16 protein-coding genes, 2 tRNA genes and 1 pseudogene are annotated in these 17217 nt (G+C 57.5%); 6 read left to right on the top strand and 13 right to left on the bottom strand.

Annotation, left to right across the window (positions count from 1 at the left end):
- Positions 1-2 precede the first annotated feature (2 nt).
- The 5 genes from QZ501_RS06350 to purE all read right to left on the bottom strand — a co-directional run bounded on the left by QZ501_RS06350 (position 3) and on the right by purE (position 6575).
- Positions 3-1700 carry a S8 family serine peptidase gene (locus QZ501_RS06350; protein WP_295718112.1) on the bottom strand — a complete coding sequence of 566 codons (1698 nt, stop codon included), beginning with the start codon at positions 1698-1700 and terminating at the stop codon, positions 3-5.
- Complete coding sequence (locus QZ501_RS06345) at positions 1697-2623, bottom strand: hypothetical protein (RefSeq protein WP_295718109.1); 927 nt, start codon at positions 2621-2623, stop codon at positions 1697-1699. Before QZ501_RS06345 ends, QZ501_RS06350 begins: the two co-directional genes overlap by 4 nt.
- Before the next feature lie 167 nt (positions 2624-2790).
- Positions 2791-4839: a GGDEF domain-containing phosphodiesterase gene (locus QZ501_RS06340; protein WP_160897993.1), complete on the bottom strand. Its 2049-nt coding sequence runs from the start codon at positions 4837-4839 to the stop codon at positions 2791-2793.
- 107 nt (positions 4840-4946) lie between these two features.
- The gene (locus QZ501_RS06335) at positions 4947-6053 is read right to left on the bottom strand and encodes a 5-(carboxyamino)imidazole ribonucleotide synthase (protein ID WP_295718107.1); all 1107 of its coding nucleotides are present in this window, start codon (positions 6051-6053) and stop codon (positions 4947-4949) included.
- Positions 6054-6080: 27 nt separating this feature from the next.
- On the bottom strand, positions 6081-6575 hold the full coding sequence (gene purE, locus QZ501_RS06330; RefSeq protein ID WP_151438908.1) for a 5-(carboxyamino)imidazole ribonucleotide mutase: 495 nt from the start codon (positions 6573-6575) through the stop codon (positions 6081-6083).
- A gap of 164 nt (positions 6576-6739) precedes the next feature.
- Here purE and QZ501_RS06325 point away from each other — a divergent pair, with 164 nt between their 5' ends.
- The 6 genes from QZ501_RS06325 to QZ501_RS06300 all read left to right on the top strand — a co-directional run bounded on the left by QZ501_RS06325 (position 6740) and on the right by QZ501_RS06300 (position 10611).
- Positions 6740-7567 (top strand): hypothetical protein, encoded by an 828-nt coding sequence (locus QZ501_RS06325; protein ID WP_295718105.1) that lies wholly within the window; start codon positions 6740-6742, stop codon positions 7565-7567.
- 1 nt (position 7568) lies between these two features.
- Positions 7569-7826 carry a hypothetical protein gene (locus tag QZ501_RS06320; RefSeq protein ID WP_295718103.1) on the top strand — a complete coding sequence of 86 codons (258 nt, stop codon included), beginning with the start codon at positions 7569-7571 and terminating at the stop codon, positions 7824-7826.
- Positions 7827-7915: 89 nt separating this feature from the next.
- Positions 7916-7992: transfer RNA gene (locus tag QZ501_RS06315), tRNA-Asp, on the top strand.
- Between the two features lie 6 nt (positions 7993-7998).
- Positions 7999-8075 (top strand) — tRNA-Val (locus QZ501_RS06310).
- A gap of 178 nt (positions 8076-8253) precedes the next feature.
- Positions 8254-9462, top strand: coding sequence for an integrase arm-type DNA-binding domain-containing protein (locus QZ501_RS06305; RefSeq protein ID WP_295718100.1), 1209 nt, complete (start codon positions 8254-8256; stop codon positions 9460-9462).
- Between the two features lie 444 nt (positions 9463-9906).
- Positions 9907-10611 carry an inovirus Gp2 family protein gene (locus QZ501_RS06300; protein ID WP_295718098.1) on the top strand — a complete coding sequence of 235 codons (705 nt, stop codon included), beginning with the start codon at positions 9907-9909 and terminating at the stop codon, positions 10609-10611.
- A 204-nt stretch (positions 10612-10815) separates the two neighbouring features.
- Here QZ501_RS06300 and QZ501_RS06295 read toward each other — a convergent pair whose 3' ends face one another.
- The 8 genes and pseudogenes from QZ501_RS06295 to QZ501_RS06260 all read right to left on the bottom strand — a co-directional run.
- Entirely contained in the window at positions 10816-10959 is a 144-nt protein-coding gene (locus QZ501_RS06295; RefSeq protein ID WP_295718095.1) for a hypothetical protein, read from the bottom strand.
- 260 nt (positions 10960-11219) lie between these two features.
- Positions 11220-12377: a hypothetical protein gene (locus QZ501_RS06290; protein WP_295718093.1), complete on the bottom strand. Its 1158-nt coding sequence runs from the start codon at positions 12375-12377 to the stop codon at positions 11220-11222.
- A complete protein-coding gene (locus tag QZ501_RS06285) occupies positions 12378-12974 on the bottom strand; it encodes an HAD-IB family hydrolase (RefSeq protein WP_295718090.1) in 597 nt (198 codons plus the stop codon).
- Entirely contained in the window at positions 12971-13723 is a 753-nt protein-coding gene (locus QZ501_RS06280; protein WP_295718089.1) for an SDR family oxidoreductase, read from the bottom strand. The genes QZ501_RS06285 and QZ501_RS06280 overlap by 4 nt, the downstream gene beginning before the upstream one ends.
- The gene (locus tag QZ501_RS06275; protein WP_295718087.1) at positions 13720-15024 is read right to left on the bottom strand and encodes an FAD-binding oxidoreductase; all 1305 of its coding nucleotides are present in this window, start codon (positions 15022-15024) and stop codon (positions 13720-13722) included. Before QZ501_RS06275 ends, QZ501_RS06280 begins: the two co-directional genes overlap by 4 nt.
- Positions 15021-15980 (bottom strand): lysylphosphatidylglycerol synthase transmembrane domain-containing protein, encoded by a 960-nt coding sequence (locus QZ501_RS06270; RefSeq protein ID WP_295718085.1) that lies wholly within the window; start codon positions 15978-15980, stop codon positions 15021-15023. Before QZ501_RS06270 ends, QZ501_RS06275 begins: the two co-directional genes overlap by 4 nt.
- Complete coding sequence (locus QZ501_RS06265; protein ID WP_295718082.1) at positions 15977-16924, bottom strand: decaprenyl-phosphate phosphoribosyltransferase; 948 nt, start codon at positions 16922-16924, stop codon at positions 15977-15979. Before QZ501_RS06265 ends, QZ501_RS06270 begins: the two co-directional genes overlap by 4 nt.
- A 92-nt stretch (positions 16925-17016) precedes the next feature.
- A pseudogene (locus QZ501_RS06260) lies at positions 17017-17217 on the bottom strand (hypothetical protein); the annotation flags it as partial.

Here is a 17217-nt window from a genome sequence, read left to right as displayed (position 1 = left end):
CATCAGCGGCAGCGGGCGGGCGCCTGCAGGCGGGCCGTCTGGAGCGGGATCAGTTCGCTGCTGCGACAGTTCTCGCCGTTCTCATTGCTGCAGAACTGGAGGCCGAACTCGTAACCAGCGGTTTCGGGATTGCTGAGCACGAAGCGCACGGATTCGCCGCTCTGGACGTGCTCTGCATTGTCCATGGTCAGCGCCTCGCCCTGGGGCACACGGAAGATCGAGTAGTAGTCCACGCCCGTCTCCGCCCGTTCGTTGGCGTCGAATTCATACAGGCTGCAGAGCCGTTTTTCGTCCACATGGCTCCAGAAAGGGGAATCCCCGTCGCCGTCCGTCCGTACCGACATGGCATGGTGCAGTGAGGGCTCGTCCCGGCCCAGCAGGCCTGCCACTTCCTCCTGCAGGCGGGCTGCGTTGAGGATACCTGCGCCCATGAGGTCACTGGAGGATGTCAGTGGGGTTACTGCGTCCGACAGGAGGTCCAGCAGGGTATCCCTTTCAAGTTCCGGGATATCCTGGGCAATGAGACCGAGGATGCCACTGACAATGGGGGCTGAGAACGAGGTCCCGCTCATCCAGCGGTGGCCGTCTTCCGGTCCCTGGACCCGCACCTGTTGCCCCAGAGCGCTGACTGTCAGGGCGGAGCCGTAATTCGAGAAGCTGGTCTGGTCGCCGTCGCGTGTGACAGCGCCCACGGTCACCACGCCACGACAGCTTGCGGGGGCATAGCCTGAGGCGTCACTGCGGCTGTTGCCGGCGGAGGCCACCACCAGAGCCCCCGCCTGGTTGGCGGTGTCGATGGCCGCCTGCAGGTTGCTTGTGCAGGTGGTCTCGGCACTCAGCGAGAGGTTCACGATGTCCGCGGGTTCCGGCAGTGTGCGACCGGCGCCCACATCCTCACCAGCCGCCCACCGGATAGCGCGGGCCACGTTGTAGAGATGGCCGGAGCTGTCACAGGCGAGCACCCGGGCCGGGTGGATATCCGCCTCGAGCATGCCGGCCATGCCGGTGCCGTTGTCCGTCCTGGCCCCGATGATACTGGCCACGCTCTGGCCATGGTAGGTGTCGCAACTGTCCGCGTCGTAGGAGAAGACGCCCCGTCCGTCATCCACGAGGCTGATGCCGTTGCGCCAGCTGAAGTCCTCATGGTTGGCGAAGCCCCCGTCGACGACGACAACACGGAGGCGTTCATTGGTTTCAGCGCGGGCCCATGCGGTTTCCACACTGGAAGCGCCCGCGTAGTCCGTCACACTGCGCCACCAGAGCTGATCCCGGGTGCGGGGGTCATTGGGCCCCGTGGAGGCACTGGTGGTACTGCTCTGTCCAGTCACTGGCCCGGAGGAGTCCGGGGCCTCTGCTGCTTCCGGCTCCGGTGTGCTGACTACCGCATCGCGTTCCACGGATTCAATGCCGGGAATGAGCTGGAGAAGCGCTTCCACGGCCTCCGCCTGGGAGGCGGGAACCTCGATCACTTCCGTGTTCTGCCAGGTGGCGGTGATCACTGCTCCCACACGGTCCGCGACCGACCCCACGCCCGGCTCGCGCCGGACCACCAGGGATACGACACCGCGGGCCTGCGACTCCGCGGCCGTGATGTCATTCTGGCTGGCCTCGTTTCCGTCCGGGGTCTGCGCGCTGGCACTGACCGATGTGGTAATGGATGCCAGAAATCCCAGGAGCAGGAGGCCAGTCCTGAATGTCATGAACGTGTCTCCACTATGTCAACGTCGTTCAGAAAGCGGTAGCGGCGGTCAAACTGCCATTGCTGCCGAACAAGTGCTCCGTATGCTGGATTGCCGACGTGACGGGAAACCCGCTCGACATCAGAGCGGTACGCCAGCTGGCCGGAACTGATGTCCGGAACCGCTATATCAATCCGCTGGTCGCCGGTCAGTTCCGCCAGTTTGTCCGCAGCGTACTGCCCGTGCGCGCCGAGGTAGCTGGCGGCGAGATCCGCTGCCTTTGAGAGCTCGTATTCTCCCGCTCGACCATTGCGGTAATCCTCGAGAACGCGCTCAACCTTTTTGATTTTTTCGGCCAGTGTGCCATGGGCGGATGCAGTCTCCGGTGTCCAATCCGCCAGCATCGACTGTCGCTCCGACCAGTCGATCTGGCCTTCGAGGTAGGCAACTTCCAGCATGTAGGCGTAGGCCTGCCGATCCTCGCTCAAGGCCAGAATGGAGGCGCTTTCATCGACGAGGTGGTCAGCCCGGATTTCGTCGGCGCGCCCGGACCGGTTCTCCACGACCACATTGATCCGCAGCTGCGTGGATCCGTGAGGGTCCAGAATACGGACCTGAGTGCGCCTCGGGCGGTCCACATGGCTGCTCCGGAATGCCAGGGTGTTGCCCTCCCAGTGCAGTTCACTCAGCTGGCCGTCAGCTTCCAGGCTGGCTTCTTCCGCCGAGAAACACAGTGACAGGTTGTCCCGGTAGGTGGTGTTCTCGTTCACCAGCAGGTTACGGGTCTCGGTCTTGCCGCAGGCGGCTGTTGAGCCGGTATCACTGGCGTCGCCGCTGGAGGAACCGCCGCCGATACACCCGGCCAGCAGGAGTGAGGCAGCCAGTGTGATGTGCTTGAGGGGGGTTGCGGTCAGGCGGAGGAAAGCGGTTGGAGCTCTGAGCATTTTGTGACGCCGTTCTCATTATGAGTTCAGCGATGACAATACTCAGAGAGTGTTAAGGCAGGGGTAACCGACTGTTTGGCCGGGGTTACACCGGTGTAACGCAACCGGGGTGGATCACCCCTGAGTGCAACCGGTTGTAACAGGTGGTTTCAGGTGCGGCTCTGGTGTTACGGCCTCGTTTCGAATGTATCGATGAAGGCCTGGAACTGCTCCACATCCACCGGCTTGCTGAAGTAGTAGCCCTGGGCCATGACGCAGCCGCGGTTCACCAGGTAGACGCTCTGTTCCTCGGTCTCCACGCCCTCGGCGATCACATCCAGGCTGAGACTCCGGCCAAGATCAATGATGGTGTTGGCGATCTGGGTATCCTCCTCATTGGCGAGGAGATCCCGGATGAACTGTTTGTCGATTTTCAGGTGGTGTACCGGCAGCCGCTTGAGGTAGGTCAGCGAGGAATAGCCGGTGCCGAAGTCGTCCACTGCCACGCGGATGCCTTCGTCCCTGAGACGCGAGAGCTTGCCGATGGCATCATCGAGGTTCTGCATGAAACTGGTTTCTGTGACCTCCAGTTCCAGGCGGGAGGGGGGCAGGTCGTGCTGGCGCAGGACGCCGAGAATCACGTCCACGATGTTGTTCTGGCGCAGCTGCACGGGCGAGAGATTGACCGACATCCGCAGGGCCAGACCCTGATCCATCCATTCCCGGGCCTGACGGCAGGCCTCATCCAGGACCCAGTAACCGATCTCAATGATGGACAGATTGAGTTCCGCCAGCGGAATGAACTCATCCGGCGGAATGAAGCCCCGCTCGGGGTGCTGCCAGCGCAACAGGGCTTCGGCGCCCAGAACGCGATGGGTGTCCATATCCACCTGGGGCTGGTACACCAGATGGAACTGGCGCTGGGCCAGGGCCATGTCCAGGTCCCGCTCCAGGTGCTTGCGCTCACGGATGGCCTGATCGACGCTGGCTACATAGAACTGGAACCGGTTGCGGCCCTCGGATTTGGCAAGGGTCATGGACTGTTCCGCTTTCTGCAGGAGACGGTCGGACTGCAGGGCATCGTCCGGATAGATGGCCACACCGATGGTTGCCGTGATGCTGATTTCCTTGCCGCTGACAGTGACCGGGCGACTGAGCTCGTGCAGCAGCCACTCGGCCATGGCGGCTGCCTGGTAGGTCTCCCGGATGCCGCCCTGGATGACCGCGAACTGGTCCGCACCGAGTCGCCCGCCGTTGACCAGGTTGTCCTGGCTGTTGTTCGTGATCCTTTCAGCGATCACCTGCAGCAGCTGGTCACCGCTGGAGAAGCCGTACTGCTCGTTGAGTGTCTTGAAGTCGTCCAGTCCGAGGCAGAAGATCGCCACCATGCCACGCTGGCGGCGTGCGTTCTCCAGGGCACCGTTGAGCAGACTCAGGAACATGTCCCGGTTGGGGAGGCCTGTGAGCGAATCATAGCGTGACAGGCGGGTGATGCGGTCCTGGGCATCCTGGTGTTTCTGCTGGGTCTCGGAGATGGCGGTGAGAAGCTCGTTGGTGGCCTTGACCCAGGTGTCGAGCTCGTCGCGGTCGTGGCCCTTGGGGGTCTGGAGAAGGTGCTGGCCGGGGTCGGCGGGATCCACATTCGAGAGATCCTCGGCAATGCGGAACAGCGGGCGTGTCACCAGGAGATGGTAGACCACGTAGAGCACCAGGCCGAGGATCAGGGCGCGGGCGATGCCGGAAAGCAGTATGAGAGAGGCGCGCTCCAGCCAGAGTGTGGCCTGCGGGGCGGTGTCCACCTCGATGATCAGCTGGCCGTACTTGACCTTCTCGTCCCCCTGGGTGCGAACCAGATCCACCCGGTAGGTGCGCTGTTGTCCGAAGATGGCGTCAGTAAGGGAGCGGTAGGGGCTGTCCGTGAGCGAGCGGTCAGCCCGGGCCAGGGGCATGCCATCGGGATGGACGATTTCGCCGCCGCGTATGGACTGCTGTTCGAACAGCCCGTCAATCACCTGTTCCGCAAGGTCCTCATCGATGCTGTAGACGGCCTGGGTCGCTGCCTCCCGCACCAGGGCGAGCGTCTGCTGGGCGCGCTCATCGAGCTCGTGGGAAACGGTGCGGAAATCGATGAAGATCTGGATGCTGCCGATCATCAGGCCGACAGTGAACGCCGTGATCAGTACCCAGCGCAGGATACGGTAGCCGAGACGGCGTTCGGGCTGGAAAAGTGTCCTCATGGATCAGTCCGGATTCCTTGTCACTCCCTCCGGGAAACCCCGGCTCTGGACAAGCGTAGCAGGTCTGTGTGAAAAGCTGAAAATCAGCGCAGGGAGCAGGCCACCCATCAGGGTCGCCAGTCGAACTCCGGACATTCCGGCAGCAGGCTTGCGGTGTTCATGGCGCGCCAGCGCAGCTCTTCCAGGGAATCCGCAAGGATGTTGATGTGGCCCACCTTACGCCCCGACCGCCCGGCCTTTCCATAGAGGTGCAGGTGGGTGTAGGGCAGCCTGAGGATCTCCGCCACCGGTCCTGTTTCGCCGATCAGGTTGATCATGCAGGTGGGCTGTAAGGCTGCCGTTTCGCCCAGGGGCAGCCCCGAGACGGCACGGATGTGGTTCTCGAACTGGCTGGTAACTGCGCCGTTCTGGCTCCAGTGACCGGAGTTGTGCACGCGAGGGGCCATCTCGTTGGCAACCAGGCCTTCCTCCGTTTCAAACATTTCCAGCGCCAGCACGCCTACATAGCCCAACTCGTTCATCAGTGTGCGGATCATGCGCTGGGCCTGGTCCTCCAGCTCCGGGGTGACGTGCGGTGCCGGTGCAATGGAGAAGCGCAGGATGCCCTGGTGGTGGATATTCTCGGCCAGTGGATAGAAGGCCATTGCGCCGTCCTGGCCGCGAGCAGCCACAATGGACAGCTCCCGCCTGAAGGCAACAAAGGATTCGGCAATGGCCGTGTCACAGCCGATGCGGGGCCAGGCCTGCGGGGCCTGTTCCGGACTATCGAGCACCGCCTGTCCCTTGCCGTCGTACCCCTCGGTGGCGGACTTGGCCACAACACGGCCACCCAGGCGCTGTGTTGCTGCCTGCAGTTCCTCCGCTGACGCCACTACCTCGAAAGGTGCTGTGCTGATGCCCAGATCCCGGAAGAGGGCCTTCTCAAGGGTGCGGTTCTGGCAGCACTGCAGGGCCCTGGGAACTGGATGGACGGGCTTTTCCGTGGCGATGCGGTTCACCAGCTCGAGCGGCAGGTGCTCGAATTCGTAGGTCACCACGTCTGTTTCGTTGAGAAAGGTTCCGAGGTGTTGGCCGTCGGGGTCGTTGTAGATGGTGCCGACGCCCGCAGAGGCTTTGCCCGCCGGGTCATAGAGGCTGAATTCATGCCCCAGGCGCATGCCATCCAGTGTCAGCATGCGGCCAAGCTGGCCCGCGCCGAGAATGCCGATTCTCATCGTGCCTCCTGCCGTGTTCGTCTTGGTTCAGTCCGCCGGATCGGGGCTGTTGAGCACATCCTGCGTCTGCTTCTCGCGGAAGGCCTGAAGTGCCTGCGCCACGCCCGCATCGGAGAGGGACAGGATCTGTGCGGCCATGAGTCCGGCATTGCGGGCCCCAGCCTTGCCGATGGCGAGGGTGCCCACGGGTACACCGCCAGGCATCTGCACAATGGAGTACAGGGAGTCCAGGCCGCTCAGCGCACGTGACTCAACGGGAACACCCAACACCGGGAGGGTGGTGTGGGCCGCGACCATGCCGGGCAGGTGCGCCGCGCCGCCAGCTCCGGCGATGATCACCTGCAGGCCCCGGTCGCGTGCCTCGCGGGCGTAGTCACTGAGCAGGTCCGGGGTACGGTGGGCTGACACGACACGGCGTTCATAGGCAACGCCAAGTTCGTCCATTACGGTGGCCGCGTGTTCCATGGTCGGCCAGTCCGATTTTGAGCCCATGATGAGTCCGACCTGAGCCTGTTGCGCCATGGGTGACTCCACATCACTGTCCAGCGGGAAAGCGCGATATTCTATGCCCGCAGGCGGGGCAGTGCAAATGCTAACCAGTGCCCGGGCTTTGCGCAGTGCCGTACCGGGGGTACCATGCCTTGAACCCGATCAAAGGCAGCACCTGTAGACGCTGGGAGAGCAGCATGGAGTCACTGAGACCGGACGAGGATCAACTGGCTGAGCGTGGAAATGGAGGCGCTTCCGGAAAAGGCGGCGGATCCGGGGAGGCCGGTGGTGGTTCCGGGCCTCCTGGAATGCGCCCTTTATGGTTGCTGCTCGTGCTCGTTGTGGTCTGCGCAGGTGCTGGGGGCTGGCTGGCATGGGAACAGGCGCAGCGGATCGCCGCTCTTGAGAGCCGGCTGGCAACTGTGAAAAGCGATGTCCGGACCAACCAGATGGAGCTCGGGGTGGTGGATGAGGAGCGCGAAGAGACCGGTCAGGCCATCTCCGAGCAGCTCGAGATGCTTGACGACGAAATGCGCAAGCTCTGGGTCGTGGCTCACCAGACCAACCGGCCCCGCATCGAGAAGCTGGAGGAACAGACAGGCACGCTCGAATCCCGTGTGGAGGAGCTGGGGGCCGGGCAGCAGAGCCAGGCGGGTCGGCTTGATGAGCTGGCGGGGTCCATCGAGGGCATGCCGGATGCCGGGGAGCTGCGTGCCTCTGTGGAAGAGCAGGTTCAGGGCGTACGTGATGACCTGGACAGCCGTATTCAGTCGCTGCAACAGGGCCGCAGGTTGGCGCTGGAGGAACTGCGGGCCCGACTGGATGGGCTGGAAAGCAGCGTGGCCGGACTGGAAGAGAAAGTTTCCGGAAGCGGCGAGGTCAGTGCCCTGAAGGAGCAGCTGACGGAACTGGAGTCCGTGGTGGATTCGATCGACAGTTCCCGTGCCCAGCTGACCCAGCGCTTTGTGCGGCTGCAGGAGCGCGTGGATCGGCTGGCGGATCGCCAGAGTGCAGGAGGCTCCTGAGATGCCACGTAAACAGGATGCCGGAGACCATCTGCGTCGCCGGCTGGATCGCTGGGGAGTTTGGCAGAGCGAACAGCTGGACTCGCTCACCGGTCTGGTAACCCGCCGTCTGGACGCGCTCAATCGTGCCCTCGCAAAGCGGGCTGTGCCCAGATCCCGCCGGGAGCACGTGGAAGCGCTGATGAATGAACGTCGGCAACGTGGCCCCTCGCTGGAAGTGATCGAGGGCGGTGACGGCCGTGATTCCGGGGATTCCTGAAAAAAATCGAGGAAAGGGGTTTGACAGCTCCAGTGAAATGCTTAAAATGCGCATCTCGTTCGGCAGGGAAAGCCCTGCAGAGCGGTTTCGGAGCGGTAGTTCAGATGGTTAGAATGCCGGCCTGTCACGCCGGAGGTCGCGGGTTCGAGTCCCGTCCGCTCCGCCATCTTTTGGGTGGTTAGCTCAGTTAGGGAGAGCATCGGCCTTACAAGCCGAGGGTCGCTGGTTCGATCCCAGCACCACCCACCATTTCCCCTTCCAAGCAATTCCGAAAAACGCCAACTATCCCTTGAAAATCCCCGGTTTGAGCCCATTTTAGGCCTCCTCTGGAACCCGTTGGACCTGTTTGGTAGTACAGCAAAATTGGGGTATGTTTAGGGGTACCCCGTGATACATGGGGGTATCCGCTTCCCCGAGGGCTGCACAGATGGCGCGACAACTGAACCGGCTGACAGACTCTGCGCTCAAAAAGGCGTTCTACGAAACCCACGGCAACACCAAGCTGTTCGACGGTGGCGGGCTCTACCTGCATATCCAGCAAAGCGGGCGCTATTGGCGGATGAAGTACCGGATTGGGGGTAGAGAGCGCCTGCTGTCCATTGGCGTGTACCCCCAGGTGTCGCTAAAGCAGGCCCGCGATGAACGTGATCACGCCCGCCAGCAGGTGAGCCAGGGGGTAGATCCCGTGCAAGCCCGGCGTGAACGCCAGCAGAGTCAGCGCGAGAAGCTGGACAACAGCTTTCAGGCACTGGCTGATGAATGGCTTGTGAAGGTGCATGCCGAGACTGTGGGGGCCACCACCTACGAGAAGAACAAGCGCCGTCTCGAACGTCTCGCATACCCCCGCCTGGGGGTACGTCCGATCAGCGAGATCCAGGCCCCCGAGGTGTTGGACGTGCTGCGACGTATCGAACGCCAGGGCCATGTCGATTCCGCCCATCGAGTGAAAACCCTTGTCGGCCAGGTACTGCGCTACGGCATTGCCCGAGGCGTGGCGGCCCGCGACGTGACAGCGGACCTCAAGGGGGCACTGGCACCCATCCGGCAAAAACACTTCGCGGCCCAGACTACCCCCGATGAGCTGGCGCCGGTGCTGAATGCGATCGACGGATACCGGGGTGCTCCGGAAACCGTAATCGCCCTGGAACTGCTGCCGATTCTACTGCTGCGCCCCGGCAACATCCGGGCGCTGGAATGGGATCAGGTGGACATCAAGGCCCGGCGCATTGAACTGGCGATCACGAAAAACGGTGATCCCCTGGTAGTGCCGCTGTCGGATCAGGCCTTGGCCGCCTTGCAGCGCATCGAGTCCTTGAGTCGACACCGGAGTCGGTTTGTGTTCCCCGGTGCCCGGAGTACCGCCCGGCCCATGAGTGATAACGCCATGGGCGCTGCGCTGCGTAATCTGGGCATGAAGGATCAGCAGACCGCCCACGGTTTCCGCGCCGTCGCCCGCACCATGCTGGTGGAGCGCCTGGGCTTCGCTGTGGAGCTTGTCGAGATGCAGCTGGGGCATCGGGTGGCCGATACTCATGGAAGGGCTTACAACCGCACTCAGTGGCTCAACGAACGTGCTCACATGATGCAGGCATGGGCGGATTACCTGGACACGCTGAGAGACCGCTCAACAACGTGATGATTTTTACCTCTCGCATCCCGCATATTTTATGCGAGTGACTAAGCAAACTAATTAACCGGAAATCGCGGGGAACGCAAATACAAACTTCCCGGAATTTCCATGTAGGGCTATGTCGGAAACGGTTATATAGTAGAGCAATAGTCGAATGCTAGTAGAGAAATAATCGAGCAAGGGTCTAGTGATACGAAGACTCATATTAATACTGATACTAAGATGTCTAATAACACTTAATCTTAAATCCATACTGATACTTGTACAGATCATCCAAGTGATCGTCATATCCCAATCAAAGACGACTTATACGCAACATCCTACGAATAGTGCACTCGAACGCATCAACCTCACCAAAACCACTACTCATAATTAGATAGCAACCAATCATTGGCGCCCCAAACGCCAATCCCTTCATGGCTGTGATACTGCCTCATTAAGGAGACCCGCATGCAATCCGTTCAATATGCCAAGCAGGATACTAAGAATCGAAACCTCACGCTTCATTACGATGACGACTATCAAGGACAGACGGTTCTAGCGAGACCTGATCAACCATTGATCACGCAATACCTTGATCGCATCAATGACACCATCGATGAGGCCCTTTACCACCACCACCGCATCACAGCGTTTTGGTTCGTTTTGAAGCTGCCATTTGGGTATCCGTTAGGGGATACCGATAATAGCCTCATGACGTCATTCTGGAAATCTGTTAAATCGAAAATTGAGGCGGATCGGATCAGAGCCCGCAGACATAACTCACGCGTTCATGAAACAGGCGTGTTTTACGTATGGGCCAGGGAGTACAACGCCACCGAAACCGCCCCTCACTGGCACTGTGCGCTGATGGTGAACCAGGATACCTACTACACCATGGGATCCATGCAGTCCAACCAAGACAATATGTGGAGCCGCATCAACTCAGCGTGGGCGTCAGCGTTGGGGCTCTACGTGAACCAGATAGATGGGCTCGTGGAACTACTTGATAACGAAACGTATTACCTCGATCAGAATTCCATGGGTGATAAGCGGAAGAACTTATTCAAGCGGCTCAGCTACCTCGCCAAGTCGCCCACCAAGGTGTACCAGGATGGTATCCATGCCTTTGGATGCTCTAGAGCGCGTAGGCCTGGCTCCTCATCAAGGTGGTGACTGGAGTCCGTCAGTCAGCAGATCACATGTACCATCGGATCCGCAGCCGCGTGTCGTTCAGCCTTGGCACTGACGCCAGAGGAGGGATGAATTGGCCCCCTCCATAGCTACACAAGTTATAGTGCGGTTCCGAGGAGGGGCTGAAGCGATTTTCGACCAGCAGCCGCAACTGCTCGAACAGATCGCGCTTGGCTTTTCCAGCGATTAGGTCCGCCGCTCCAGTGAACGATACTGCTTTTCCAGCGACTGATTCTGCGTCGCCAACCGTGCGTTTTCGGCCTGCTGCTCCTGCAGTTGGCGCTGCAGTTCGGCGATGGTGGAAGCAGTATTGGAGGCGGCGTCTGACATGGGCGCATTTTACCAAACCCCCCATCAATCAGCCACTTGAAATCATCCGACCGTGTCAAAAAACAGCTCCTGATGGGGCTTCATCCGGGCAATGTCATACCCATCCAAGATCCAGTTCAGCTGCTGGCGGTTGCAGAACACGGACACTGATTTGCGTCGGTGAAACGGGTTGAGCTCGATGGCCTACTGAGCTAACAATGCCAAGCTGCCGTTATTTTCGCAAATTGGCGGGCTTTTCAGAGGCTCCCTAATCTATATGACTATATAAGTTTAGGAATTACTTTATCGAATAGAAACACAGATCCTGTGATACCTAAAGGCCCCAAGATTATCCCAATAACTGACACTACTCTTAAAATACAGAAGCTCGGTTTATTTAAGTCGACTTCATTTTTATATTTTAAGTATGCGACGGCCGCAACCATCAAAATGATAGAGAAAGCCACCCATCTTGCATAATCAATCCCCAAAAAAAACAAAGATAACGGAGAAGTTAAAGCCAAAACAATAAGGAATGACTTTGATGAGCGCTTAGTGATATCCAGAAACAGCTTTAAATACATCACCCACACAGTTCCCAGAATAACAAAACTAACCCAATTTACTGGGTTTTTTATATGCTGATAGACCACCGATAGGTTTTCGGAAAGGTCTCTCGTCCAAACTTTTACTGGTTCCCCCTTCATTTCTCCGAAGGCTATACCTGACTGATCATTCAACGAAGATGTTAGCATTTCTGGGCCTCGCTCAAACTTTCCAAAAAAAAGCAAAGCTGCCCCTGCAATACCAACACCTGCCATAAAAAAAGATGAACGAAACACAAAAGTCTTAAAATTTACAGACTCAAAAAACAAAAGAAGCAGTAAAAATGGAACAAAAACTAGAATGTATATCTCGTGGGTTAATGTGGCAATTATTGAGATACAGCAAGCCGCCCAGTCTTTTTGGCTAAGAAAAAGAATAGCTGATCCAGCGAAAAGCAACAGCAGAATAGCGTCAAACCGGCCAAAGTCGTAAATAAAATGCGGGACACTAGCAGGTGATGTCAATAATATCACTATATACCAGAATTTTTTCTCAACTTGGATATTTAGAAACCTTAGTTTTTCCGCCAAAAAAACAGAAACTCCAAAAACTCCAAGTACGGCTAATGCACTTACAATATGAGCCTTTACACTAACGTTAAGAAAGGGGGTTAATTCTAATACTGTTCCCAAAGTCGCTCTTTTAACAAAACCATAATCCAGATAATTAATCCAGTAAGCGGTTTCTTTCCAAGCAGACATTCCGATAGAAAAATGTTCTCCAAAAATCTGATAAACAAAAAAGAGCCACCCCCAAGCTAGTGATAAAAGCACCAGAAAATAAAATCCGCGCCCGACAAAAAAGTCAAAAACTGAACGCACAATATTATACATTTATATCATATATCCTTTGGATGCAATGTTGATCATCGGAATATCATCTTTGCTGTTACCATACGCAAAGCTTTTTCTTTTTTTTAGGTCCGGAAAAATTTCCATAATTCTTGCGACCTTTTCTTCTCCTCGGCAATTCTTATGAAAAATATCTCCGCCGCACACTCCATTTAACGAATCAAGCTTGGTACTTATTAGAAAGTCGATATTATGCATGCTGCACCAAGGCTCCAAATAATACGGCAAGGAGGCACTAACAATAACACAAAAATGATTCTTTTTTTGATGCTTCCTCAAAGACTCCATCATATCACTGCGCAGCATTTTAGAGTCGATCTCTAAGCTAAACCCCTTACCTTTGTCATATAAAAAAACTTCAGAAAGTCCCGCAAGACAGACTTTAAGAAGTTTTCGTTTTGCATTATCACGCGAAATGACCCGAAAAAAAGCAGCCAAGAGTGTTGGGCTTACCTTTAAAAGATTCCAGTAATACAGTAGCGGCCCAAGTGTATACTTTAAATAAGGCATTAAAGTATCTCGCTTCGTCAAGGTCCCATCAAAGTCAAAAAACGCAATCGGTGTCGAATCGTCATTCATAGCGATAGTCGCTTGAAAATGGACTCAGGGATATGGCGGATGATTTGCATAATGCCCCACCAGAACCAGGGCAGGTAGACTTCCTGGCGTCCTTTGCGCATGGCTTTGATGATGCCGGTGGCGATGGTTTCTGGTTGGGCCCAAAGGAAGCCGGACTTATCCAGTCCGTCCGTCATGGGAGTGTCCACAAAACCGGGTTTGATGGTCACGACGTCGGTGCCGTTTTTGTAGAGGCGATTGCGAAGCCCCTGAAGGAAGATTGTGACCATGCCCTTGGCGGAACCGTAGACGTAATTACTCTGGCGTCCGCGATCCCCTGCCACGGAGCTGATGACAGCGATGACACCCCCGCCCTGGCGTTCGAAGTGGTTTCCGAGCAATGTCAGCAGGCTGATGACGCTGAGAGCATTGGTCTCGATCTCATGGCGTGTCGTCGCCACAGAGGCCTCACAGGCTTTTTGGTCAGGGAGAGTGCCGTGAGCGATCAAGACCCCATCCAGGCTTCCCAGAGCTGCTTGCGCCTCCTCCAGCATCGGGGCATGCAGTTGGCCATCGCAAAGGTCCATGGCTTTGGAGCCGATCGTGGCCCGTGGCGCTCTTACCTGCAGATCCTGCGTAATAGCGGCCAGTTTTTCACTGTCCCGCCCCACGCAGAATACATTGGCCCCATTTGAAACAAGCTGACGGGCAGTGTGCTCGGCAATGGTTGAGGTGGCACCGATGATCAGAACATTTCGAAGTGCGTTCATTGGGTCACCCGTTTCCAGAAGTGAGAGGTTAATTGTGGGTCGATGAAGCCGCTGAAGGCTTCCCACTCCGGATAGCCCTGACGGAAAAGCCAGCCTGGCATACGTGCATCCTTGGCGGGGTAAAGGGCACCGCCGGCTTCACTGATCACCCGGTCCAGAACCTCGAAAAGTCGCTGGGTTCGAGCCCCACGGTTGGGGAAATCCAAAGCGAGTGTGGCCCCCGGCCTGGGGAATGAAAGCATACCGGCGGGTGGCTGATCGCCAAAGGTCTTGAGCACCGCCAAAAACGATCCTTCCCGGTGACGGGCAATGGTTTTCAACAACTCGCTTACGGCTGTTTGTGCTGTTTCCGGCGGTAAAACGCATTGGTACTGGTAGAAGCCAGCTCGACCGTAGATGCGGTTCCAGTGATGAATGGAATCCAATGGGTAGAAATAAGGCACGTAGTGGGTAAGCGCGCCACCCGGATTAACGGGCTTGTGATAATAGAACTGGTTGAATGCCCAAAGGCTGGCACTGTTGATCAGCGAAACAGGCGACTCAAAGGGAATGCTCCGGGACCTTTCTTTAAACGGAGCGGGGGCGCTGGTTTGAGCAGGCGCATGGCTGGCCGCATAGAGCACACCACGACCACGTGAGCGGCCCGTTGCCAGGCAATCCACCCAGGCTACCGTGTAGGGCCACCGGGCTTCCAGCTCCCGGTTGAGTTGCCAGAACTCATCCAGATTGGTGAATCGGTGCGATTCGACCCACATCCAGGGGGACTGGATACGCATGAGCTGAATGGTAGCCGATGCAATAAGGCCCGTGAGGCCCAGCCCGCCAATCGTGGCCTGAAACCAGGGTTCGTTGTCGATTGAAGAGCAGGTGAAGTGCTGGCCATTGGACCGGACCAGCTCAATAGCTTTCACGTGATGGCCAAAACTGCCCATTGCGTGATGGTTCTTGCCATGCACGTCATTAGCGATGGCGCCACCCACGGTCGCATAACGTGTACCAGGCGTTATTGGAAGGAACCAGCCTTGAGGTACGACCAACGAAAGAATTTCATCCAGCGTGACCCCTGGCTGACATTGGATTACACCCAGTGCAGGATCGAACTCGATGAACCGATCCAGGTCTCGGGTCTGCAGCAGGGTTCCAGTGTCCGTCAGACACACATCCCCGTAACTACGACCGTTTCCGTAAAAGGTAAAGGGACCGTCCTTGGGGTCCTGATTAATCAGGGCGGGTTTGGTGAGGCGTTGCACTTGATCGGGTGACAGTCTCGGCAGTCGATTCCAAGACAGGGGCGTACTCATACATGTTCCCCATGACGACTTCGGATCAATGCCACCAGGCCAATGACCACCGCAAACCATAGCGTTGCCAGACGGATGAAAACCGTCGCGGCGACCGCCGCTGGCATGGGAACGCCCTTGAGAGTCAGCAGTGAAACCATAACGGCTTCTGCTCCCCCGAGGCCGCCGGGCATGAAACTCAACGCACCTGCCAGCATGGAAAGGGCGTAAACGAAAAAAGCGAATGACAGCCCCAGGTCAGCGCCGAGCCACTGAAGAACCCAGTGAAAAGCGAGAGCTTCGGCCCCCCAGGCGATAACGCTGATTACAGTGGCGACGGCAAGAAGTCCAGGGCTGTGGCAGCGCCGGGCATCGTTGAGCATGGTTACCAGGTGTTGGATGGCGCTGAAAACTTTCCCTTGGTGACGCAAACTCCAGTCATGAATCCTATCCAGAAGGTGGCGACTTGACAGACATATCAGAACTACTGCAATAGCCGCAATTGCTACCAGCACTAAGCCCCGAGCCTCAGGATACTGAGTCAACCCGATCAACGTCAGAACCACAATCGCCACTAGATCCGACAGCCGTTCACTGATAAATGCCGCGAAGGAGGCTGGATAGGGCACGCCGTGGTGTTTGAGCAATAGCCCACGGAACGCTTCGCCTGCCTTGCCGGGGGTTGTGGTCAGCGCAAACCCGGTCAGATAGATGCGAGCGCTGGGCAGGGGCTGGAGTTTATGGCCAAGACGCGAGAGATAGAGCTGCCAACGCAGAAAGCGCAGGCCGTAGTTGACCAGTGACATAGCCAAAACGGCGCCGGCACCAGTAATTCCAATCTGGATGAACGCCGTGACGACCTCATCCCAACCGCCCCAGAGCGAGAATGCCAGGTAGCCTAATGTGGCTGCCACCACGGAAAGTACCAAGGCTTTCAATCGCCATCCGTCCATGTAAGTGATGGAGGCCGTATTCATGCCAGGACCCATAGCGTTGCGACAAACCAGGCACCCGCTGCCAGAATCATGTGCCAGTCGGTCAAAAGATCCTTCGCCGTATCATTCCCTTTGGCGTGCTGGTGAAGCAGAAAGATATAACGAAAGATCCCGTAAACCACAAACGGGAGGGGGTAGATCAGATTCGGTGTGCCGTGAAGCTCGATGGTCTGGGGTGCGACGGTATAGAGGCCGTAGCTGAGCACGGTGCAGGCAGCAGTAACTGCGATGAACTGTTCCAGCATCGCAGGGCTGTAATCATCGAGCACGCGGCGGGTAACCGCGCTGTCGTAATCGGTCTCTGAGTTTTCCAGAACCAGAAGCTCTGCGCGGCGCTTGGAGAAGCCAAGAAACAGCGTCACCATTAATCCGCACAACAGAAGCCAGGCGGAAGGGGCAATACCAAGGCCGATGGTCCCGGCAAAGATCCGCAGCATGAAACCGGCGGAGATGAGAAAGACATCCAGAATAACCACATGTTTGAGGCGCCATGAATAGACGATGTTCAACGCCAGATACGCTGCCGTAAAGCCAAGCACCCAGCCACTGACCAGCCAGGACAGGGCTATGGAAAGAGCCACAAGAACGCCGAACAATGCCTTGGCGCTTCCTATACCCATTGCGCCACTGGGCAAAGGGCGTTTGCACTTCGTCGGGTGTGCCCGGTCCGCCTCGACATCAAGCAGGTCATTGAGCACGTAAACGGCGCTTGCCATGGCGCAGAACGCTAGAAAGGCGAGCGCCGCCTGCATTAGCGTGGCTACATCCCACTGGTGCGCGAAGAGCGGGCCAATCAGCACAAAGCCGTTTTTCAGGTACTGGTGCGGGCGGAGCAGCTTAATAACGGCGTGCATGGCCACCTTCTGCGAGTCAGACAAAAATAAAGCGGCCGGAGCCGCTGAGATGATGCTGGCTCGTGGTAGCACGAGCGCATCCCTGTTAATTTGGGCCGAAATCTTAGCACAGGGACCATAGGCGGTCGAAAACGGCCCTTATTTATCAGTTAGGCCCTTTTCTGCTATTGAGATTCCTGGGCGGAAGTCGTCCCGATTTGATTCAAGCGGTTTTTGACTGAATCCGAAGTATATGGCGAGGTTCCGATACCCAACTCCGGAGAGTTATTGGCTTTCTGTTCTGGGTAAAACTCCTCCATTACCGCAGGCGTTTCGTCCTCCGAATGCTCGAACTCGGCATTCTCGAAGCCTCGCCTACCTGCGTC

This window comes from uncultured Halovibrio sp. (genome assembly GCF_913056445.1).
Taxonomy (GTDB): domain Bacteria; phylum Pseudomonadota; class Gammaproteobacteria; order Pseudomonadales; family Oleiphilaceae; genus Halospina; species Halospina utahensis_B.
This window is presented reverse-complemented; position numbering and strand designations above follow the sequence as displayed.